Source organism: Rhodanobacteraceae bacterium (genome assembly GCA_016713135.1).
GTDB lineage: Bacteria > Pseudomonadota > Gammaproteobacteria > Xanthomonadales > SZUA-5 > JADKFD01.
This window is the reverse complement of the sequence record JADJPR010000012.1, coordinates 131,705-153,246: the sequence shown is the minus strand read 5'-3', so window position 1 is coordinate 153,246 and position 21,542 is coordinate 131,705. Positions and strand designations below refer to the sequence as shown.

Annotated in this window: 15 protein-coding genes; 8 read left to right on the top strand and 7 right to left on the bottom strand. The window is 68.5% G+C overall.

Translation table 11 applies throughout. From position 1 onward, the window contains the following. Positions 1-25 precede the first annotated feature (25 nt). The 5 genes from IPK27_11695 to IPK27_11675 form a co-directional block, all read right to left on the bottom strand. A complete protein-coding gene (locus tag IPK27_11695; protein ID MBK8068255.1) occupies positions 26-979 on the bottom strand; it encodes an alpha-L-glutamate ligase-like protein in 954 nt (317 codons plus the stop codon). Next, positions 976-2,574 (bottom strand): UUP1 family membrane protein, encoded by a 1,599-nt coding sequence (locus IPK27_11690; protein MBK8068254.1) that lies wholly within the window; start codon positions 2,572-2,574, stop codon positions 976-978. The genes IPK27_11695 and IPK27_11690 overlap by 4 nt, the downstream gene beginning before the upstream one ends. 243 nt (positions 2,575-2,817) lie before the next feature. After that, a complete protein-coding gene (locus IPK27_11685; GenBank protein MBK8068253.1) occupies positions 2,818-5,577 on the bottom strand; it encodes a protein kinase in 2,760 nt (919 codons plus the stop codon). After that, positions 5,574-8,417 carry a hypothetical protein gene (locus IPK27_11680; protein MBK8068252.1) on the bottom strand — a complete coding sequence of 948 codons (2,844 nt, stop codon included), beginning with the start codon at positions 8,415-8,417 and terminating at the stop codon, positions 5,574-5,576. The genes IPK27_11685 and IPK27_11680 overlap by 4 nt, the downstream gene beginning before the upstream one ends. Before the next feature lie 158 nt (positions 8,418-8,575). Continuing rightward, entirely contained in the window at positions 8,576-9,952 is a 1,377-nt protein-coding gene (locus tag IPK27_11675) for a hypothetical protein (protein ID MBK8068251.1), read from the bottom strand. 254 nt (positions 9,953-10,206) lie between these two features. Here IPK27_11675 and IPK27_11670 point away from each other — a divergent pair, with 254 nt between their 5' ends. Continuing rightward, the gene (locus tag IPK27_11670) at positions 10,207-10,887 is read left to right on the top strand and encodes an energy-coupling factor ABC transporter permease (protein ID MBK8068250.1); all 681 of its coding nucleotides are present in this window, start codon (positions 10,207-10,209) and stop codon (positions 10,885-10,887) included. 216 nt (positions 10,888-11,103) lie between these two features. Here IPK27_11670 and IPK27_11665 read toward each other — a convergent pair whose 3' ends face one another. Next, the gene (locus IPK27_11665) at positions 11,104-11,475 is read right to left on the bottom strand and encodes a zf-TFIIB domain-containing protein (GenBank protein MBK8068249.1); all 372 of its coding nucleotides are present in this window, start codon (positions 11,473-11,475) and stop codon (positions 11,104-11,106) included. A gap of 292 nt (positions 11,476-11,767) precedes the next feature. On the opposite strand from IPK27_11665, the gene IPK27_11660 reads away from it, so the two are divergent. The 7 genes from IPK27_11660 (at position 11,768) to IPK27_11630 (ending at position 20,412) form a co-directional block, all read left to right on the top strand. Then, a complete protein-coding gene (locus tag IPK27_11660) occupies positions 11,768-13,030 on the top strand; it encodes an efflux RND transporter periplasmic adaptor subunit (GenBank protein ID MBK8068248.1) in 1,263 nt (420 codons plus the stop codon). Between the two features lie 157 nt (positions 13,031-13,187). Beyond that, a complete protein-coding gene (locus IPK27_11655) occupies positions 13,188-13,907 on the top strand; it encodes an ABC transporter ATP-binding protein (GenBank protein MBK8068247.1) in 720 nt (239 codons plus the stop codon). A 156-nt stretch (positions 13,908-14,063) separates the two neighbouring features. After that, positions 14,064-15,377, top strand: a complete 1,314-nt coding sequence (locus IPK27_11650; protein ID MBK8068246.1) for an ABC transporter permease — start codon at positions 14,064-14,066, stop codon at positions 15,375-15,377. 190 nt (positions 15,378-15,567) lie between these two features. Next, positions 15,568-16,785: an ABC transporter permease gene (locus IPK27_11645; protein MBK8068245.1), complete on the top strand. Its 1,218-nt coding sequence runs from the start codon at positions 15,568-15,570 to the stop codon at positions 16,783-16,785. A 280-nt stretch (positions 16,786-17,065) separates the two neighbouring features. Beyond that, positions 17,066-17,458 (top strand): four helix bundle protein, encoded by a 393-nt coding sequence (locus IPK27_11640; protein MBK8068244.1) that lies wholly within the window; start codon positions 17,066-17,068, stop codon positions 17,456-17,458. Positions 17,459-17,514: 56 nt separating this feature from the next. Then, on the top strand, positions 17,515-18,867 hold the full coding sequence (locus IPK27_11635; GenBank protein ID MBK8068243.1) for a sigma-54-dependent Fis family transcriptional regulator: 1,353 nt from the start codon (positions 17,515-17,517) through the stop codon (positions 18,865-18,867). 225 nt (positions 18,868-19,092) lie between these two features. After that, positions 19,093-20,412 carry a PAS domain-containing protein gene (locus tag IPK27_11630; GenBank protein MBK8068242.1) on the top strand — a complete coding sequence of 440 codons (1,320 nt, stop codon included), beginning with the start codon at positions 19,093-19,095 and terminating at the stop codon, positions 20,410-20,412. 23 nt (positions 20,413-20,435) lie between these two features. Here the strand turns inward: IPK27_11630 and IPK27_11625 are convergent, their stop codons facing one another. After that, a complete protein-coding gene (locus IPK27_11625) occupies positions 20,436-21,281 on the bottom strand; it encodes a hypothetical protein (protein MBK8068241.1) in 846 nt (281 codons plus the stop codon). Positions 21,282-21,542 lie beyond the last annotated feature (261 nt).

Sequence of the window (21,542 nt, the reverse complement as noted above, 5' to 3'; positions counted from 1 at the left end):
TGCGGCCCGTCGTCTGCGCGCGTCTCTACAGCGTCGGGAACTCGCGCCGCGACCAGGCCACGCGCGCGGCCGGGTCCGGGTCCGGGGATTCGATCGCCTCGATCTTCTTCAGGCGATGCACCAACCCGTTGCCATTGGCGATCTGGATGGCAAGACCGGGGCGGGCGTTGGGTTCCAGGATCAGCGGGCCGAGGTTCTTGTCGAGCACCAGGTCGACACCGACATAGCCCAGGCCGCTCATCTCGGAGGCGCGCGCGGCGATGTGCAGCAATTCCTCCCAGCGCGGGATCTGCAGGCCGATGATCGAGTGCTCGGTGTCCGGGTGCTCCTTAACCGGCTCGTTGCCCCAGACGCCGCGGCGGGTCAGGCCGGTGGGGATGTCGATGCCGACGCCGATGGCGCCCTGGTGCAGATTGGCCTTGCCGTCCGACAATCGCGTCGGCAGGCGGATCATCGCCATCACCGGGTAGCCGCGGAACACGATCACGCGCACGTCCGGCACGCCCTTGTAACTGACGTGGTCGAAGATCGGGTCGAACTGCACGCAGTACTCGATCAGCACCGCGTCCGGCTGGCCACCCAGGCTGAACAGGCCGGACAGGGTGTTCGACAAATGGTGCTCGAAGTCCTCCTGGTCCATCAGCTGGCCGTTGCTGCGGCGGTACTTCGCGCCGCGGCGGCCGGTGATGACCAGGATGCCGTCGCCGCCGGAGCCGTGCGCCGGCTTGGCGACGAAGGCCTCGCGGTCCTTGATCTTGGCGTGGAGCTCCTCGATCTCGTGCTCCTCGCGGACCACCGCGTACAGTTCCGGCACCGGCAGCCCGGCGGCAATCGCCAGCTGCTTGGTCAGCACCTTGTCGTCCACCCGCGGGTAGAACTTGCGCGGGTTCCAGCGCAGCACGTAATCGGCGTTGCGCTGGTTGATCCCGGCCAGGCCGATCTCGCGCAGCCTTTTCGCGATGGTGAAGGGATTGATCATGGCGCTGGCGTCCCACCGGTGCCGCCCGGCGGCACCACCTTGCCCTGGTCGATGGCCGCCTGGCGTTCACGCGCCAGCGCGCGGAAGCGGAACAGTTCGAGCAGGCGGTAACCGGAGTAACGGCCAAGCAGCAGGGTGCAGCCGAGCAGCACCAGCAGCAGCTCCGGGAACACGAACACCAGGTGCTCCAGCGGCGCCCAGGTCATCACCAGATAGGCCAGCGAGGCGACGATCAGGGTGCCGACGCCTTCCTTGATCGCGGTGCCGGGCCCGCGCTCGTCCCAGGCGATCGACATGCGCTCGATGGTCATGGTCATGATCACCATCGGGAACAGCGCAATCGACAGGCCGACCGGAATGTCGAGCTGGTGCGCGAGCACGCTGACCATGCTCATCAGCAGGATCACCAGGATCAGCACGCTGGTCAGGCGTGGCACCAGCAACAGTCGCAAGCGTTCGAGGTAGAAGCGCGCGAGCAGGCCGAGGCTCACCACCAGCGAGAACAGGATCACGCCGGACAAGATCTTGGTCTCGCGGAAGGCCAGCGCGATCAGCACCGGCATGAAGGTGCCGAAGGTCTTGAAGCCGATCACATTGCGCAGCAGCAGCATGACGAAGGCGCCGATCGGCACCGTCAGCAGGATCTTGTAGACGCCCTGCATCTCCACCGGCAGGCCGAGCAGCGAGTACTTGACCAGGTTCTCGCTGCGCACCTCGGTGCGGCGGGTGGCGATGGCCACCGCGTCGGCGAGGTTGCGCTGCACCGCGAACTCCACCTTCGGGCGCTTGTCGCTCTCCACCACCAGCAGATCGCGCGGGCTGCGCGTCCACAGGAAGAAATTCTCCGGCAGGCCTTCCTCCGCGGTCGCCAGGTCCATCACCACCCAGCCCTGGCCGTTGTGCACCTGCAGGAAGGGCGAGAGCTGCTGGAAGGACTTGGGTTCACCCAGCGACATGCCGTGCAGCACGCGCGCCGGGATGCTGCGGATGGCCAGCGCACGGGCGATGAACTGTGCGCGGTCCTCTGCGGTGTCCAGGCCATCCAGCAGTACGCGGGCCTCGTCGCGCGGCTCGTCGGCGATGAACTCGCGGATGAACTCGCGGGTGAAGGTGACGATATCGGCCGAGCGTTCCTTGACGTCCTCGAAGATGGTCTCGATCGCCGCGGTCTGCGCTTCGCTCAGTTCCGGCGGCGTGAGCACCTTGGGCTCGCCGGTTTCCACCGGCGGCGCGGTGTCGCGCACGATGTTGGCGCGGTAGTACAGCACCTGACGGCCGGAGGCGCGGCGCACCACCCACTCCACCTGGCGGCCTTCCTTGCTCTTGGTCACCTGCTCGCTGTAGCCGCGCGAGATCAGGCGTTCCTCGATCACCGCGAAGCCCGGCACCGCGCCCGGACCGCGCGAAGGCAGCTGCAGGCGCACCTTGTTCGGCCCGCCATTGCCCTGGAACTCCAGGCGCGCCTCGATCGACCAGACCTCGACCTCCTCGCGCGGGCTCAGCGGGAACTGCAGCACCTGCCACTTGTACCAGGCCCAGGACAGGCCGATGGCGGACACGATCAGTGCCAGGAGGTAGAGCTGGGTCTTTTTCATGCGGATGCACTGTCAGGGTGTGAACCCGGTCTCCCCGTGACCAGGCGAGCGGCCAGTATAGGCAGCGGCGGGGTGCGCGGGCACGGGCCCCGAGGGCACGAGGGCACGAGGGCACGAGGCCCAGGGGCACGAGGAGCTCACGCGCCCAAGCGCCCAGTCAACAACTTGTGTCAACAAACGCCGCGGTCAGCGCGCTGGCCCGTGGTCTGCCCGTGCCGCGTGCCCGCTCCTGCTCCGCCCAAGCTACCGGTATTTCGCCGCCTCCACCTCGCGCCCGGCAGCGGTGTAGAGCTCCGCCAGCGTGGAGCGCGTCTGCCGCCGCAGGGTCTCGTCCGCGGCATCGCCCAGGCCGGCGTCGAACTCGAGGAGCAGGCGCTCGGCCTCATCGAAGCGCTTCAGGCCGATCAGTGAGCGCGCGTGGCGCAGCGGCGCCATCCGCGCGTGCTGGGCGTTGGGATCACTGGCCTGGCCGACTTCCGCCATCAGCCGCGTGCTCAGCACCTCGGCATCGGCGTACCGCTGCTGTCGCTGCAGCGATCCGGAGTACTGGAACAGCACGCGCAAGCGGTCGCTGTCGCCCGGCGGGAGCAGGCGCTCGGCCAGCGCCCAGGCCTGCGCGAACTCGCGGTCCGCCTCGACATAGCGCGCACGGTCGCGCAGCACCGAGGCGTACTCCGAGCGCACGTCGATGGTCTGCCGGTGATCGTCACCGAAGCGCGCGATGGTGCCGTCCAGCGCCGCACGCATCAGGCGTTCCGCATCGTCGACTTTCGCCGGATCGGTCTTGGCCTGGGCGGCGTACATCACCGCGAGGTTGCGTGCAGTGGTCAGGGTAAATGGATGCGCGAGGCCGAGGCGGCTGACGCGGCGAGCGTAAGCATCCGCGAGCAGCGAGACCGCTTCGTCGACACGTCCCACGTTGAACAGCAGGTTGCCGAGGTTGGCCTTGATCGTCGCCAGCTCCGGATTCTGGGCGTCGAGCGCGCTCTCGGCGATGCCCAGCCAGTGTCGATACGTTTGCTCGGCCTCGACGGACTGCCCGTCGTTGGCCAGGGCCTGGGCCAGGTTGCCGGCGGTCAGGATGGTCTGCCAGTGGCGATCGCCCAGCAGCTTCTGGCGGATCGAGAGCGCCTCCTGCAGCAGGGCGATTGCCTCCTTGTGACGTCCACTGGCTTGCAGCGCCATCGACGCGTGAACCACCGCGACCATGGTGTACGGATCGCTCTCGCCAAGTGCCTCCTTGGCAATCGCCACCGCGCGCTCTGTGCTGGCGAGCGCTGCGTCGGGCTCGCCGACGTCAACCTGCAGGACCGATTGCCGCGCCCTCGCCCATACCTCCTCGCGCGCAGCCCATTGAGGCAGGCATGGCTTGCACGACATCGCACCGACGCGCCCGAGCAGTTCGAAACCACGCGCAAACTCGATGCTTGCGGCTTCGTTCTCGCCCATTGTGGCCAGCGCCACGGCGAGATGCAGCCGCGCCATCAGTCGCCCCGGAGATGCATCGTCACCCGTCGCTGCGAGCAACGGTTCCAGCTGCTGCCTCGCTTCGCGAACGCGCCCGGTCTCCAGCAGCACACGGGCGGCACCGACGGCGACCAGTTCCGGCTCAAGCCCCTCGGATCCGGCGGCTGCGAAATCGGCGCGTGCCGCGTTGTAGTAGACCAGCGCCCGGTCCAGTTCGCCCAATGCCTTGAAAGTCTCCGCCAGCGTCGCACGGATCCGTCCGCGCGCTGCGGGTGCGTTCGCGAGGTCGCGCTGCAACTGCGGTTCCGCCTGCTCGATCAGCGCGCGCACGCTGACATCCTCGCCCCGCGCGAACACCGGGTTGGCGCCGGAGAACATGCGCCGCATGTAGTCGACCATCGCATCGGCCTCGATACGCTGCGCCTGCTCCTCGATGGCAAAGCGCGTGCTGACCGCGACCGCCACGACCAGCGAGGCCAGCACCGCCAGCGCCGCCCCGACCAGGATCTTGTTGCGCCGGGCGAAGCGGCGGATGTCGCTGAACACACTGGGGCGGCGGGCGAGGATCGCCTCGTCCGCGAGGTAGCGGCGCAGGTCCTCGGCGAACTCGGCGGCGTTCTGGTAACGCGCCTCCTTGTCCTTCGCCAGCACCTTCTGGAAGATGGTCTCCAAGTCACCGCGATAGCGCCGGTCATGCTGTGACAGGGGCGTGGGCGCGGTGTCGCAGATCTGCTGCAGGGCGCGCGCCAGGTTGTGCCCGGTGACCTCGTAGGGCATGTCGCCGGTGAGCATGCGGTAGCCGATCATGCCGAGCGCATAGACATCCGAGCGGATGTCCACCGCGCCCGGCTCGCCCTGCGCCTGCTCCGGGCTCATGAAGGCGATGGTGCCGATCACCATGCCGGCGCTGGTCAGCTCGGATGGCCCCCGGTCCTCGCCGGTCAGCCGCGCGACGCCGAAATCGAGCACCTTGGGCTGGCCGTCCGGCTGCACCAGGATGTTGCCCGGCTTGAGGTCGCGGTGGATCACGCCGCGGATGTGCGCGTGTTCCACCGCCTCGCAGATGCGCATCAGCAATTCCAGGCACTGGCGCATCGGCAGGGTGCCGCTGTGCTCCAGCAGCGGCACGCCCTCGACGAACTCCATGACGATGTAGGGCACGCCGCCGAGCGAGGCATCGGTGCGCCCGCTGGCATGGATCTGTGCGATACCCGGATGCTTGAGGCGCCCGAGGATCTCGGCTTCCTGCTGGAAGCGCGCCAGCAGCTCGGCCTGGTGCAACCCGGCATGCAGGGTCTTGATCGCCACCAGCCGCTTGGGGTGGCGTTGCTGCGCGAGGAAGACCACGCCCATGCCGCCAGCGCCGAGCACGCGCAAGATGCGGTAGTCGTCGATTTCGCGCCCGATCCAGGCTGCCGGCCCCGCGGCCAGCGGATCCGGCGCCGGGCGCGACGAACCCACGCGCGAGGGCAGCGAGTTCGGCGCGACGATGGTGGCACCGAATTGGCTGGTCGCCGGTTCCTCGTCGCGGCTCATTCGAAGCCGTTGACGAACAGCGGCAGCGCGCGCACCGGCGCGCCGACGAACAGGATCCGTCCGGGCTCCCGGCGCAGATCGCCCGGGCTGTTGTCCGTGAGCGTGAAGCTCCAAATGTTGCCATTGCGCGTGGCGGCCTGGTTCATCCACGCCAGCGTCAGCACATTGCCGGCATTCAGCGGACCGTAGCGGCGCAAGCGCCAATCGGCCCCGAACATCTCGTCATGGAAGCGGAGTTGCACACTGATCGAGGTGCAGCCGATGAACTCGAAGCGCACGACGCCCGCCTCGGCCGCAAAGCCTGGATCGTCCGGCAGCGCCAGCGGGTCGATGGCGGCCGTGTCGTAGACCTGGGAGCAGCCGCCGGCCGGCGCGCGCAAATCGGTATTGCTGACGGTTCCCTCGCGACTGCCGCCGCGCTCCGCCAGAGGCAACAGCTCCGCCGGAATCTCGAAGCTCGCGACCCCGGCCTGCAGCCGGTCCGGCTGGCCATCGAAGTTGCCGTCGCCGGCATTCGGGGCCAGGTTCTCGATTGCATCCGGTGGGCCGTCGACATCGCCGTCGGGCACCCGCGTGATGCTCCACACGCCTTCGTCGGTGCCGGCGTGCAGGGTGGGCGGGCCGGAACCGGGCAGCGACAGCGCCAGGCTCTGCGCCGAGTCCACCGGCAAGTCGATGCTGATCGAATCCCAGCTCGCGCCGCCGTCCTCGCTGAGGAATACGCCGCCGGGCGTGAGTTCGAAACCAGCCACTCCGGCGTAGACCCGGTTGGGTGCGGTTGGGTCCACCCGCAGCGTGCGCACGTCCAACCCGACGATGCCGTCGTCCGACGGGCTCCAGTTGGCGCCGCCGTCGCTGGTCTTGTAGACCCGCCCGGCATCGTCTTCCACTGTCGGATCGTTGAGTGCGGCGTAAAGGGTACCGGGCTGGCCCGGCACCGACACCAGCGCGACCACGTCGAGCACGCTGCCACTGCCACTCATCCGAGGCAGGCCGTTGGTCACCGCGGTCCAGCTCAGGCCGCTGTTGTTGCTGCGGTAGACGCCACTGGCGACGGTGGGCACCGGATCGCCGCAGTCGGGGCAATAGCCCTGCACCCGCAGGCCCAGGTACAGCGTGCTTGCACTGGCCGGATCGAAGGCGAGCGAGGTGGGAGCGCCCCACTGGGTGCGCGGCGTGCACACGCCGTTGGGCAAACCGTCGCGCGGCACCCATGTAGCGGAGGCGTCATTGCTGCGCCAGATCCGCGCGACCTCCACATTCGGCACGCCGCCGATGCAGCGCACCAGGCCGCGCGCGGCGAAGTACAGCACCTGCGCATTGCCGAGCGAGACGCTGGTGGGGTCCACCAGCAGCGCGCTGACCTCGCCGGTGGCGGCGGGGCCACCGGTAGGCAGCGGTACCAGGTTGTCGGCAGCCTGCCAGGTGAGGCCACCATCCAGGCTGCGGTGCACCCCGCCGCGGTAAGCGGTCGGCAGCTGCCCGGTGGGCGCGAAATCAGCGCCGCCGGCGTAGATCCGGGTGGTTCCCGGCACGCTCACGGTGCCGGGATCGAAAGCGATCGCATTGACCGTGTCCAGCACCAGCGCGGAGTTGAAACGCAGCCAGCTCTGGGCGGTGTCGTCCGACTGGTACAAGGCGGGCGAGGTCGCCTCGCTGCGCAGATTGCGCAGCCCCGCGAACACCCGCTGCGGGCGCGCGGGATGGACCGCGACGGTCTGGATCGCAGTACCGCGCAACCCGGCGCTGGCGGCATTCCAGCCGAGCCCGGCATTCAAGCTGACGAACACCTCGCCGGCCAGAGAGAAAGCCAGCCAGCGGTTGGCGTTGGCCGGATCGATGAGGATCGGCCCGATCGACGCCGGATCCCCATTGGCGACGGTGAGGCCCGTATTGCGTGGGACGAAGTTCGCGCCGTTGTCGACCGAGAGGAGCACGCCATCGGAGGTGCCGAACAGCACGCGCCCGGCCACGGCGGGGTCGATCGCCAGGCTCTGCAGGCGCTGGCTGGCGCCGAGCGGCAGGCTGGGCAACGCGCCAAAGCTGGCACCGCCGTTGACCGAGCGGAAGTTGCCGAAGGGTCCGGACAGAAAGACCGTGCCCGGGGTGTTGCCGGCGAAGGCAAGCAGGCTGAGCGGCTCGCGGATCGGCCCGCCGCCGTTCCACGGTCCGTTGACGCCGGTGAAGCTGCTGCCCCCATCGACACTGAGGTAGAGGCTGGCGGGGAAATCGCCCTCGTTGCGGTTGAGGGCCCAGGCCAGCACCCGCAAGGGGTTGGCCGGGTCGACCGCAATCCGGTCGAGATCGGTTGGCAGGCTGCTGGTCGCCACCGCGGCCCAACTCGCGCCGCCGTTGGTGGAGCGGAACAGGCCGTCGTCCTCGCTCGCGAGATAGATGCGGTCGGGGTCTCCCGGCGCGAAGGCGACATCGACGGTGCGGAAGCCGCCGCCGTTGACCGGAAGTCCGGTGTCCCGGCGGATCCAGGTGCGTGCGCCATCCTCGGTCAGGAAGACGCCGCGGGCGCCGGCCAGGACCAGCGTTCCGGTGCGCGATGGGTGCGCGGCGAGCACCGTCTCACCGGGGGTAATGGTCGACAGACCGGCCGATGCCACCCGCCAGCTGACGCCGGCGTCGACCGAGCGGTACACGCTGCGATGCGCGCTGGCGTACACCACGCCCGGCTCGCCGGTTCCGAGCACCGCGCTGTCGACGCGCCCACCGTAGGGCCCGGCGCTGCTCCAGCGGCCGTCGGCCGCGCGCGCCGTGCCGACGCACAGCAGCGCCAGGATCCCGGCGGTCACCGCACGGATGGCGGTGAGCTTTGCATGCAGCATATCCACGTCCCCTCCCCGAGCGTGCAATTTACCTCAAGGTTGGGCGAACGCGACGTCATCCGCGCGGACCCGCCGGCGATCAGCGCACGCGGACGATCCCCGCCCAAGAAACGGAAACGGGCTGGCCCGGAGGCCAGCCCGTCGCAACAGCCCGCCAGATTCGTTCAGAACGAGTACTTTGCGAGGAAGTGCAGCCGCGTCAGCGACCCGTCGACGCCACTCTCCATTTCGCGCTCTGCATAGCGCAACTCGGCGCCGAGATCGAGCTTGGGCAGCGGCGAGTAGAACAGGTTGGCGGCCACCGAGTAGTGGCCCTTGGTCACGCCGGTGCCGGTCAGCGCGGTGTCGTTGTCGTAGTTGGCCGCGGCGTAGTACAGGTTGCCGCGCAGCTTCGGGCTGAAGTTGTGGTGGAAGCCAACGAAGCCGGCCACGCCGTCGAGTCCGTCGATATCGCCGTCGGCATCCAGGACCGCGTCGCTCGCAACACCCAGCGCCACGTAGCGGCCGATGCCACTGCCGGCGTTGATCGCAAAGCGGAGGTCGTTGTTGGCATCGAAGTTGTAGCGTCCCGAGAACGTTCCCGCGAGGGCGAAACTGGAGTCGTCAATGGCGTTGGCACCGGTGGTCTCGTACGCCAGCTGGCGCACCATCAGGGCGCCGGACAAATGACCCCAGGCAGCCTTGTGGGTGTAGCGTGCGGTGACATCCGGGAGGTTGTTGTCATCCGTGGTGATACGCGTGCCGCCGCGGAAGGGCGTGATCGTGGTCTCGGGATTTTCCAGCGAGAAGGACCACGGGCCGCTGGTGTAGCGGATCTGCGGCTGGCGCACGAACACCGTTCCATCGAGCGGGCCGATGAAGTCGACCGCTTCGGTCAACGCGGCCGGATCCATGAAATTGGACCAGGTCTGGCCGGCCAGCCACTGGTTCCAGCCGACGAAGGCGTGGCGGATGGTGGTGCCGTAGGTGTTGGTGGATACCTCGTTGCCCAGCGCGCCGCCGAAGAAATCGATCTCCACGCGCGCGGTGACCTTGTCGCCGGCGTCCGACACATTGTCGATGCCGAACCACAGGCGCGAGAACTTGATGTGGCTGTCGAAGTCCGTGCCTTCGTCGCTGCCGCCGACCGGGATCTGGCCGGGCAGGTAAAGGTCGCGTCCGGTGGCGCCATCGGCGATCTCGCCGCTGTCGGTGTTGCTGTACAGCATGTCGGTGCGGACGAAGCCGCCAACGGTGAACTTGGTGCCGGCCACCGCGCCCGGCGTGATCGTGGTCTGCTGGATCGGCGGCGGTGGCGGCGGAGCGCCCGGCGGGGCAGGTGTCGCGGCAGGCGCCGGTGCAGGCGCGGCCGCGGTGTGCTGCGCATGCTGCGCGACGACCAGCGCCTTCAGCTCCGCGAGTTGCGCCTCGAGCTGGGCGATGCGGCCTTCGAGCTCGGTTTCCTTGGGCGTCTGCGCGCTGGCCATCAGTGGCGCAGACAGCGCCAGGGTCAGCGCGATGATGCGGGCCAGCGGGCGCCGCTTCGCTTGTTGCGTGGTCATGGTGAATCCCCTCCCGGATTGGAATGTGCGGGTGTTGCCGACGAGCATTCGCCTCGCCGGCGGCGCCGCCCATGACGCCAGTCAAGTGCGACGCACACCGCCCGCTTGTGCGGCGCAGGCATGGTGCGGCCGCGCGACTTTCACCCGCCATTCACCATTGGTCGAAGCGCAGCCGAGGTTTGCGCTCCGTCAGCGATTCCCCGGGGCGCATCGCGCAGACTGCCCACCCGCCGGATTGCGGCTGGAACGCAGGGGTGAGTGTGACGCTGACGCCAATCGAAGTGCCGTCGCCGTTGGTGCTGTCAGCGGGCGCCCTGGCGTTGCTGGCGCTGGCCGCAGCCCTGCGCGGCATCCAATGGTCGCGGCTGCGGGACTTCGAAGCGCAATCGGTCTACGCGGTGATGCTCGCGGTGGCCGTGGCGGCGCGGCTGGCACGGATCGAACTGCAACCCGGGCTGGACCTGCACCTGTTCGGCGCCAGCGCGGCGGCGCTGATGTTTGGTTGGCGCTTCGCGCTGCTGCAGCAGGCGGCTGCGGTAGCAACGGTGGCGCTGGGCTGGGGTCACTTCTGGCTCCACCCGGTGCTGGATTTCGTCTACACCGGGGTCATCCCGGTACTGCTGACCACCGCGCTGCTCGACTTCGCGCAGAAGCGGATGCCGCTGCACCTGTTTGTCTACCTGCTGTTCAACGGCTTCTTCGCCGGCGCGCTGGCGATCGCCCTGGTCCAGCTGGCCAAGCTCGCGACCCTGCTGATGCTCGGCACCTATGCGCTGGACACCCTGGGCGAGAACTTCCTGCTCACCGTGCCCGCCCTGATGTTCCCCGAAGGCTTCGCCACCGGCGCCCTGCTGACCATGTTCGTCGCCTACCGCCCGCGCTGGGTGGCAACCTTCCACGATGCGAGTTACCTGGGGGTGCGCGGGGCCGGGTGAGGCGAGGTTGTGGGCGGGTTGTGGGTTGTGCGTTGTGGGCAGCGAAGCTGGCATGCCGGGGGAGCGTGGGAGCCGACCCTGTCGGCGATCTCTCGGGCGGCCGCCAGGGAATGAGCGCGGCTGAAGCCGCTCGCACTGGGCTATCGGCACACCGGCTCTTGCCGCCCACAACCCACAACCCAGAACCCACAACCGGCCTGGGCCATGGCGGCGCAGCTACCGTCGCTCCACCGCCCGCCAGCGCCGGAACAGATCGAGCAACCCGTCATGCGCGAGGTCGCGGAACTCGCCGGCGTCGAAATAGCGGCCGTAGCAGACCGGGCAGCTCTCGAACCAGATGTGCGGCTGCTGCGGATCGACCATGCGGATCAGGGTGGTGTTGGGGCACACCGGGCAGCGGATGCGGTCGATGCTGTTCTGCTGTGCGCCCTTGGCCGCGCTTCCGATGTCGATGATCTCGGCATCCGCCTTGAGGTCCTGGTCTTCGAGCAGGTCGAACCACAGGCCCAGGCACTGGGTGCAGCGGTCGACCACCCCGTGCGCGGTGGCGACCTTCTCCATCTCGGCCTGGCATTTCGGGCAGTGCATGGCTTGGGCTCCGCAGTGTCGACGGTGCATCAGACGCTACGGCAGCGCGGACTCATCGGCAACGGCGATGGGTGTTGGTGTTGGTTGCTGGTGTTGGTTGCAGCCGAAGCGCCGCAAGAGTCGATCCCTACCCGGACAGAACCCACACCAACACTGCTCTCAAGCGTCCGGACGCCGTCCGCCCGCCGTCCGCGCCGGACTGTCCGTGCACTAAATCCATTTAAAACAATAGCTTGCAATCTGGCACGCGACATGCATCCGGATCAGCAACCCACCGCCGCGTGCGAGCCCCATGATCCGCGATACCTCTGCCACCGACCGTCCGCTGGAAGCCCGTGCCGTCGTGTCGCGCAAGACCTGGCTGGTCGGCGGGGCGGTGCTGGCGCTGCTGGTGGGCGCGGTGTGGCTGGTCGGCCCGTCGATCACCGCCGAGCGCACGCTGCCGCGTGAGCGGGTGCGCATCACCGAGGTCAAGCGCGGCACGCTGGTGCGCGATGTGTCGTCGCAGGGCCGGGTGGTCGCGGCGCGCTCGCCCTCGCTGTACACCTCCGCGGCCGGCATCGTGAAGTTCGCGATCGAGCCGGGCGCGATGGTGCAGAAGGACGAACTGCTGGCAACCGTCGACAGCCCCGAACTGGAGAGCGAGCTGAAACGCGAGCAGTCCGCGCTGGCGCGTGTCGCAGCCGAGCGTTCGCGCCAGGAGATCACCAACCGCCGCACGCTGCTGGAGAAGCGCCGCGCGATCGACACCGCGCGCATTGCCGAGATGGCCGCGCGGCGCGAACTGGAGCGCACCGAACGCGCGTTCAAGCTGGGCGCGCTGCCGGAGGTCGACTTCAAGCGCGCCCAGGACTCGGTCGAGAGCGCGCGCATCACGTTGGCCACTGCCGAGGCCGACCTGGCGCTGGAACGCGACGCGCTGGCGCTGGAATTGAAGAGCTTCGACGAGCAGCTGGCCAGCCAGCAGGTGCTGGTGACCGAATTGCAGCGCCAGGTCGCCGCGCTGGAAGTGCGCGCGCCCTTCGACGGCGTGGTCGGCAACTGGCTGGTCACCGACCGTGCCAATGTCGCCGCCAACCAGGCGCTGATGATGGTGGTCGACCTGACCGAGCTGGAGGTCGAGGCCGCGGTGGCCGAGGTCTATGCCGAATCGTTGCTGCCGGGCCAGAGCGCCGAAGTCACCGTCGGCAGCGAGAAGCTGCGCGGGGAGGTGCGCCTGGTTTCGCCCGAGGTGCAGAACGCCCAGGTGCTGACGCGCATCCGCCTGACCGATGCGAACGTCGCCGCGCTGCGCCAGAACCAGCGCGTACAGGTGCGCGTGCTGCTGGAAGAAAAGCCCGACGTGATGCTGGTCGAGCGTGGTCCCGCCTTCGAGCGCGATGCCAGCTCCGCCTGGGTGATCGACGGCGATGTCGCCCGCCGCCACCCGATCCGCCTCGGCGCCAGTTCGGTCTCCGCCTTCGAAGTCGTCGACGGCCTCGCGCCCGGCCAGCAGGTCATCGTGGCCGGCATCGACGATCTGCGCGGCGTGGAGGAGGTGTTGTTGACGCGGTGAAGAGCAGTGAGTGGTGAATGGTGAGTAGTGAGTGGCAGAAGCAGCGAGCGTCCAGGTTGCGGCGTCTGCGACTCACCACTCACCACTGAGCGCGGCGCAGCCGCGCGGACCACTCACAAAGTAGACGAAGCCCAGAACCCCCGAAGGAAGCCCGACCATGCTGCACATGCAGAATCTCCGCAAAGTCTTCCGCACCGCGCTGGTGGAAACCCATGCGCTGCGCGACCTGACGCTGGACGTCAAGGCCGGCGAGTTCGTCGCCGTGACCGGACCGTCGGGCTCGGGCAAGACCACTTTCCTCAACATCGCCGGGTTGCTCGAAGAGCACACCGACGGCGTCTATGAACTCGACGGCATCGACGTCAAGAAGCTGGACGACGATGCGCGCTCGAAGCTGCGCAACGAGAAGATCGGCTTCATCTTCCAGAGCTTCAACCTGATCGCAGACCTCGACCTGTACGACAACGTCGACGTGCCGCTGCGCTACCGCGGCTTCCCCAAGGCAGAGCGCAAACGGCGCATCGAGCAGGCGCTGACGCGCGTGGGCCTGGGCTCGCGCCTGCACCACTACCCGAACGAGCTGTCCGGCGGCCAGCAGCAGCGCGTCGCGATCGCCCGCGCGCTCGCCGGCGAGCCCAAGCTGCTGCTGGCCGACGAGCCCACCGGCAACCTCGACACCGTGATGGCGCGCGGCGTGCTGGAGCTGCTGGAGGAGATCAACGGCCAGGGCACCACCATCGTGATGGTCACCCACGACCTCGAACTCGCCCGCCGCGCACGCCGCCACGTGCACATCGTCGACGGCCAGGTGGTCGACCTCGCCGAGCACGATTTCGCGCCGGTGCGCGGGGTGGAACGGGTGCGCGCAGTGGCGTGAAGAGCGGGGCAGGGGGCGAGGGACCGAGATCTTCGGATGTCCTCAGCCCAACGCAATCCGGTCGATGCCGAACCGATTGCAGGTGCCCCGGTGTCGATTCCCCTGCCCCCTTCCCCTTGACCCGCTTCAACCGATCCGGATCTCCAAGGACTCACCATGTTCACCTACTACCTCAAACTCGCCCTGCTGGCGCTCAAGCGCACGCCGGTGCTGTCGACGCTGATGGTGCTGGCGATCGCGCTCGGCCTGGCCACGGCGATGACCTCGTTCACCGTGCTCTACCGGCTGTCGAACAACCCGATTCCGCACAAGAGCGATGTGCTCTACGCGGTGCAACTGGACAACTGGGATCCGCAGTCGCCTTACGACCGCGAACGCGGGCTGCCGCCGGACCAGCTGACGCACGGCGACACGCGCCGGCTGATGGCCGATGCCAAGGGCCTGCGCCAGGCCGGGATGTACCAGTCCTCCGTGGTCGTGGTGCCGGCAGATCCGCAGGTGCGCCCGCGCAACGCCTCGGTGCGCGTCACCGGCGGCGACCTGTTCGCGATGTTCGACGCGCCCTTCCTGCACGGCGGCGGCTGGTCGAAGGAAGACGAACAGCGCGAGGCGCGCGTCGCGGTGATCACCCGCGAACTCGCCGAGCGCGTGTTCAAGAAGACCGATGTGGTCGGCCAGCGCATCCGCTTCGACGACGAGGACTTCACCATCACCGGCGTGCTCGACACCTGGGAGCTGCGCCCGCGCTTCTACGACACCACCAACAACACGCTCGACGATCCGGAAGACGTGTTCCTGCCATTCACCGTGGCCACCGCCAGGGAAATGGACATCAACGGCAACATCAATTGCTGGCAGCCGCCGTCGGCGCCCGGCTACCGGGGCCTGATGGACTCCGAGTGCATCATGACCCAGTACTGGGTGGAACTGCCGGATGCCGCCGCTGTGTCCGCCTACCAGGCCTACCTTGACGCCTATGTCGCCGAGCAGCGCAAGGCCGGTCGTTTCGGCCGCCCGGACAACCACCGGATCACGCCGGTGATGGGCTGGCTGGCGGTCAACAACGTAGTTCCGGACGATACCCGCATCTTCGTCGGTGTCGGCGTGGCTTTCCTGATCGTGTGCCTGCTGAATGCTGCCGGCCTGCTGCTCAGCAAGTTCCTGCGCAAGAGCGGCGAGATCGGCCTGCGCCGTGCGCTCGGCGCCAGGCGCGGCGCGATCTTCGCCCAGCACCTCACCGAATCCGGCCTGATTGGAGCGCTCGGCGCGGTCTGCGGCCTGCTCCTGACGCTCGGCGGCCTGGCCCTGGTGCGCAGCCTGATGCCCAATTTCGACGACGTCGCGCGACTCGACGTCGGCCTGTTCGGGATGCTCCTCGTCACCGCGGTGGCCGGCGCAGTCGCCGCCGGCGCCTATCCCGCCTGGCGCGCCTGCCGGATTGAGCCGGCGTCGCAGCTCAAGACCCAGTGAGCCATGTGCGATGTCCATCAAAGCGGGGCAAGGGTCAAGGGGCAGGGGACCTGCCCTGCGGCTCGGACGAATGCTGTCGCGGGCTGGAGATGGCGCGGTTGCATCCCTCCCGAGCCACCTCGACGTCCGTCCCTGCCCTGATGCCCGACCCCTGCCCCTTGCCCCGCTCTCGCTTCCCCGGAGTCCCAAAATGGAAATCCGCCCCATCCTCTCCTCGATGAAACGCAATCCGGTGGCCGCGGTGTTGATCGCCGCGCAGATCGCGCTGACCCTGGCGATCCTTGCCAATGTGCTCTTCATCGTCACCGAGCGCATCCGCATGATGGCCATCGCCAGTGGTGTCGACGAGCCCAACGTCTTCGTGCTCGGCAACCAGAACATCGGCAACACGCGTGATCCGGTGATCGCCAACGAGGAGGACATCAAGGCCATCCTCGCGATCCCGGGCGTGTTGGCCGCAAGCCCCGGCTTCAGCTTCCCGCTGGTGCGCAACGGCTGGCAGACCGCGGTGACGCTCACGCCGGGCGAACGCATCGAAGGCCCGGAACGCGCCGCGGCGTTGTATTTCGCCGACGAGCGCCTGCTGGATTCGCTGGGCGCCAAGGTCATCGAGGGTCGCTACTTCACGCCCGGCGAGATCACCCCGTTCAAGCAGGGCGACCAGCCCAACCCGCCGGTGGTGCTGATCAACAAGGGCCTTGCCGAGCGCCTGTTCCCCGGCGAAAGCGCGATCGGCAAGATGATCAACATCACCGGCAACCAGGGCGAGCTGTCGCAGCGCGTGATCGGCGTCACCGAGCACATCGCCACGCCGTGGCCGCGCTCACGCAACCCGGACCGCGTGGTGTTCGTGCCGCATGCCTCCGTCGGCCTCGGTGGCTTCATCGTGCGTACCGAGCCCGGCGAGCGCGACCGCGTGATGAAGGTGGTCGAGGAAACCCTGTTCAAGGTCAATCCCAACCGCATCGTCAGCAACATCCGCGCCTTCGAGGAGATCCGCAGCAGCGCCTTCCAGAGCGATCTGGCGATGGCCGTGCTGCTGGCGGTGATCGGCATCTCGTTGCTGGCTGTGACCGCCTTCGGCATCGTTGGCCAGGCCAGCTTCTGGGTCACCCAACGGACCAAGCAGATCGGCACCCGCCGCGCGCTCGGCGCCCGGCGCAAGGACATCCTGCGCTACTTCCAGACCGAGAACGCGCTGATCGCGCTGATCGGCATCGCGATCGGCTCGGCGCTCGCCATCGGCGTCAACGGCTGGCTGGTAAAGAACCTCGGCTTCGACCAGCTGCCGCTGTCCTGGCTGCCGATCGGTGGCGCGCTGGTACTGATCCTCGGCCAGCTCGCCGTGCTCGGCCCCGCGCTGCGCGCGTCGCGCATCGCGCCGGCGATAGCTACGCGCTCAGCGTAGCTGCGCGCGGGCAAATAGAGATTGGTAACTGGCGATTAGGGCGCATGTACAAGCTATCGAGGAAGGGTGCACGTCTGCCCGGATCGGAACTTGCCGACGGAAGCCGAAGTGCGCGCTAAGCAGCAGGGGAGTTCCCCCGGCTCTGCCGGGGTGGCAGTAGAAGTTTGACGTTTGCTGGAGTCCATCGCGGAGACTCCCGTCGTGAGCCGCCAAGCACACGATGAGGAGAAACCGCGGGGGATACTTACTCGCCACCCGTCAGCTGCCAGTTGCCGCTTCGATGAGCTACCGCGATCTCGAGGTTTGGAAGAGAGGGATGGATTTGGCAGAGGCGGTTTACGACATCGCCCGCCAGCTACCGGAGTCGGAACGCTTCGGATTGGCGCAACAGATGCGACGCTCTGCGGTTTCGATTCCATCATGCATCGCTGAAGGACGGGCAAGGCTGTCAACGCGGGAGTTCGCGCGATTCATCGCGATGGCGTTGGGTTCATTGGCGGAGCTCGAGACCCAGCTGTTGCTCACGGCTCGCCTGCGTCTGACCAAAACGGAGGTCGAATCCACACTGGCAGCTGCCGATCAGTTGGGACGAATGCTGCAAGCTTTGAGAAAGACGCTCGACCGGAAACTGGATGCCGGCGACGGGACTGCAACCGAGCGCCCTAATCGCTAGTTGCCGGTTGCCATCACCTGATTGCCCACCACTACTCCCCAAGCAAGCGAAGAACCATGTCGGCAATCCTGATCATCGACGACAACCCCGCCATCGGCACCGCGCTGGAGCTGCTGCTGGGCCTGGACGGGCACACGGTCAGCACGGCGCAGAGTCCGCGTGCGGGGCTGGACCTGCTGGCGCATGAGGCGATCGACCTGGTCATCCAGGACATGAACTTCTCCGCCGACACCACCAGCGGCGAGGAGGGCGTGGCGCTGTTCCGGCAGATCCGCGAGCGCCATCCTGATCTGCCGGTGATCCTGCTGACCGCGTGGACCCATTTGGAGCAGGCGGTGGACCTGGTCAAGGCGGGTGCCGCGGACTACCTGTCCAAACCTTGGGACGACCAGCGCCTGCTGACCACCGTGCGCAACCTGCTGGAGTTGGCCGAGAGCAACCGCCAGGCGCGCAAGCTGGTGGTGCGCGAGTCCGAAGGCCGGCGCTCGCTGGCGCGCGAGTACGATCTGCGCGGAATCGTCTACGCCGCGCCGGCGATGGAACGCGTGCTGCGCCTCGCCTGCCAGGTGGCCAGGGCGGATGTGCCGGTACTGATCACCGGTCCGAACGGCGCCGGCAAGGAGCGCATCGCCGAGATCATCCACGCCAATTCGCGGGTCAAGGACGGCCCCTTCGTCGCGGTCAACTGCGGCGCGCTGCCGGCCGACCTGCTGGAGGCCGAACTGTTCGGCGCCGAGGCGGGCGCCTACACCGGCGCCGGCAAGGCGCGCGAGGGCCGCTTCGAAGCCGCCGACGGCGGCACCCTGTTCCTCGACGAGATCGGCAACCTCTCGCCCGCCGGGCAGATGAAGCTGCTGCGCGTGCTCGAGACCGGGCGTTTCGAGCGACTAGGCAGCAATCGCACGCGCGAGGTCAAGGTGCGCGTGCTCTCCGCCACGAATGCGGACCTCGCCGCGATGATTCGCCGCGGCGATTTTCGCGAGGACCTGTACTACCGACTCAACGTCATCGAAGTGCGCCTGCCGCCGCTGGCCGAACGCCGCGAGGACATCGTGCCGCTGGCGGAGCACTTCCTCGCCGGGCAGGCGCGGCTCTCCGATGCGGCCCGGCGCGCACTGGAGGCGCATGCCTGGCCGGGCAATGTGCGCGAACTGAAGAACGCGATCACCCGCGCCAGCCTGCTGTGCCGCGATGGCGTGGTCCAGGTCGACGACCTCGGCCTGCCGCCCGCCCCGGCCGGCACGACCGCTGCCGACGCCACCTTGCGCGAACCCAGCCGCGACGAGATCGAAGCCGCCCTGGCCCGCGCCGGCGGCGTCGTCGCCGAAGCCGCCCACAGCCTCGGCCTGTCGCGCCAGGCGCTGTACCGGCGGATGGAGAAGTACGGCGTGGATGTGCGGCGGGAGTAGGGTCTTTGCGGCCGGTTGTGGGTTCTGGGTTGTGGGTTGTGGCAGCAAGGGCCCCCGCGCGCCGAAGGCCGGTGGGGCGGCTTCAGCCGCGATGATTTACCCGCGGCCGGTGGAGAAGATCGCCGACGGAGTCGGCTCCCACAGGCCCTCGGTGTGCGGGCTTCGCTGCCCACAACCCACAACCCAGAACCCACAACCGTTCCCCGCACCCGCTACGATTCCCACATGACCGAAGCCACCCGTCCCCTTGCCCGATTGCGCCGCTTCCCCGGCTGGGCGGCATGGGCGACGCTGTTCGCGCTGCTGGTGGCCTGGGCGACGCGTTCGCTGGAGTGGCCGCAGGTGCTGGCGCTGGCGCTGGCCCTTGGCCTGGGTGCGGCGTTGGTGGCGATCCGCCGCGAACGGGCGCCAACGGCACAGCACCTGCGCGCCATGTCGATGCTGGTGTCGGCCTGGTCCGACTCCGACTTCGCCACCTCGATCCGCGAGCCAGGCGATCCCGACCTGCTGGAGCTGACGCGCGCGCTGAACGCGCTGGGCGGGCAGTTGCGCAATGAGCGCCAGCGCCTGGTGCAGCGCGAGTTGCTGCTCGACACCGTGGTGCAGAACACACCCACCGCGCTGGTGCTGACCGATCCGCGCGAGCGGGTGGTCTACGGCAACCTCGCCGCACGCGAGTTGTTCGGAGTCCCGGGCAAGCTGGAGGGTTATGCCTTCGACGAACTGGCCGCGCGCCTGCCCGAAGCGCTGGCCGAGCCGCTGCGAACCGGCCAGGACGGATTGGTGACGCTCGCCGTCGAGGGCGACGAAGATGTGTTCCACCTGACCCGCCGGACCTTCGAACTGCATGGCCGACGCCACCACCTGACCATGCTGCGGCGGCTGACCCGCGAGCTGGCGCGCCAGGAAGTGGCGACCTGGAAGAAGGTCATCCGCGTGATCAGCCACGAGCTCAACAACGCGCTGGGTCCGATCGCCTCGATGGCGCACACCGGCAAGGTCTATGCCGAGCGCGGCGACAAGGACAAGCTGCTGAAGATCTTCGCCACCATCGACGAGCGGGCGCGGCACCTTGAAGGCTTCATTGGCGGCTACGCGCGCTTCGCCAAGCTGCCGAACCCGCGCCTGATGCCGGTGCCCTGGGAGGCCTTGCTGGACAGCGTCGCCCAGGCGCAGCCGGTGCGCATCGCGCGCCCGTTGCCCGAGCAGATGGTGCACGTGGACCGCGCCCAGATCGAGCAGGTGCTGATCAACCTGGTGAAGAACGCGGTCGAGGCCGGCTCGGCCCCGGAGCAGGTGGAGATTGCGGTGCAGGACGCCGGGCCGATGTTCTTGCTGCAGGTGCGCGACCGCGGCAGCGGCATGAGCGAGACCGTGCTGGAACAGGCGCTGCTGCCCTTCTACTCGACCAAGCGCGCCGGCACCGGCCTGGGCCTGGCCCTCGCGCGCGAGATCGCCGAGGCGCACGGCGGACGCATCCGCCTGGCCAATCGTCCGGACGGCGGGCTCGCGGTGAGCATCTGGCTGCCGAAGCCGCGGGGCTGAAGCCGTGCCCCGTGCCCCGCTTTTCACCCCACCAACGCATCCACGAACCGCCCGGCACTGCCCTCCGCGTGATCGAAGAACAGCGAGGGCTCAGTCAGTTCGAGCTCCAGCAGCACCGGGCTGCCGTCCTCGGCGCGAAGCAGGTCGACGCGGGCGTACAGCAGCGGGCCGCTGAAGGGCACCGCGGCGAGGATCCGGTCCGCCAGCGCGCGCTCGTCGGCGCCGGGTTCGCGGGCGACGATCTTCTCCGGGGCGAACAGCTTGTCGGTGGCGCTGGCATTGGCGGCCAGCAACGGACCCTTGCGGATGGCGTGCGAGTAGCGCCCGCCGAAGTACAACAGCGCGGTCTCGCCCGCCTGGTCCACGCGCGCCAGGTATGGTTGCAGCAGCACATCGCGACCGCGCGCCAGCATCTGAACGAGGTGCTCGCGCGCCGCCTGCGGCTGGTCGCGGAAGCGTCGCGCATCGCGCGAGCCGGCTCCGATCGCCGGCTTGACCACCCATTCGCCAGGTCCGATGTCCGGCAAGGCATCGCCGGGGCGCACCAGGGTGGTCGGCACAATCGGGATTCCGCGTGCTGCCAGTTCAACGAGGTAGCCCTTGTGCGTGTTCCAGCGCACCACCTCGGGCGGGTTCAGCAGCCGCGTCAGTGGCGCAATGCGCTCGATCCAGGCGCTGAATTCGGCGTAGCGGTCGATGTAGTCCCACGTCGAGCGCAGGATCGCCGTGTCGAAACGCCGCCAGTCGACCGCCGGGTCGTCCCAGTCGACGATCTCGTGTTCGATCCCGCGCGCGCTGAGCGCCGCGGTCAGGGGTGGCAGGTCTTCATCCAGCGGGCGCGCGGCGGCGACGGAGATCAGGGCGAGCATGGGCGGGGTCCGGGGTGGTTGCGGGGGCGGTTGTAGTGGATGGGTTCCTCGGGCTGGTTGCGAGTTGTGGGTTCTGGGTTGTGGGCAGCAGGCCGGCTGCCGGCAGGGTGCAGAGCGCCGCCAGCTAACAGGCCCGCAAGCAGTCCGCAGGACGGCACACTCCCACGACGCAGCGGTCCGCGCTCTTCGCTGCCCACAACCCAGAACCCACAACCCACAACCAACATCAGCCCTCCGGCGCGCGCTGGATTATGCTTGCCT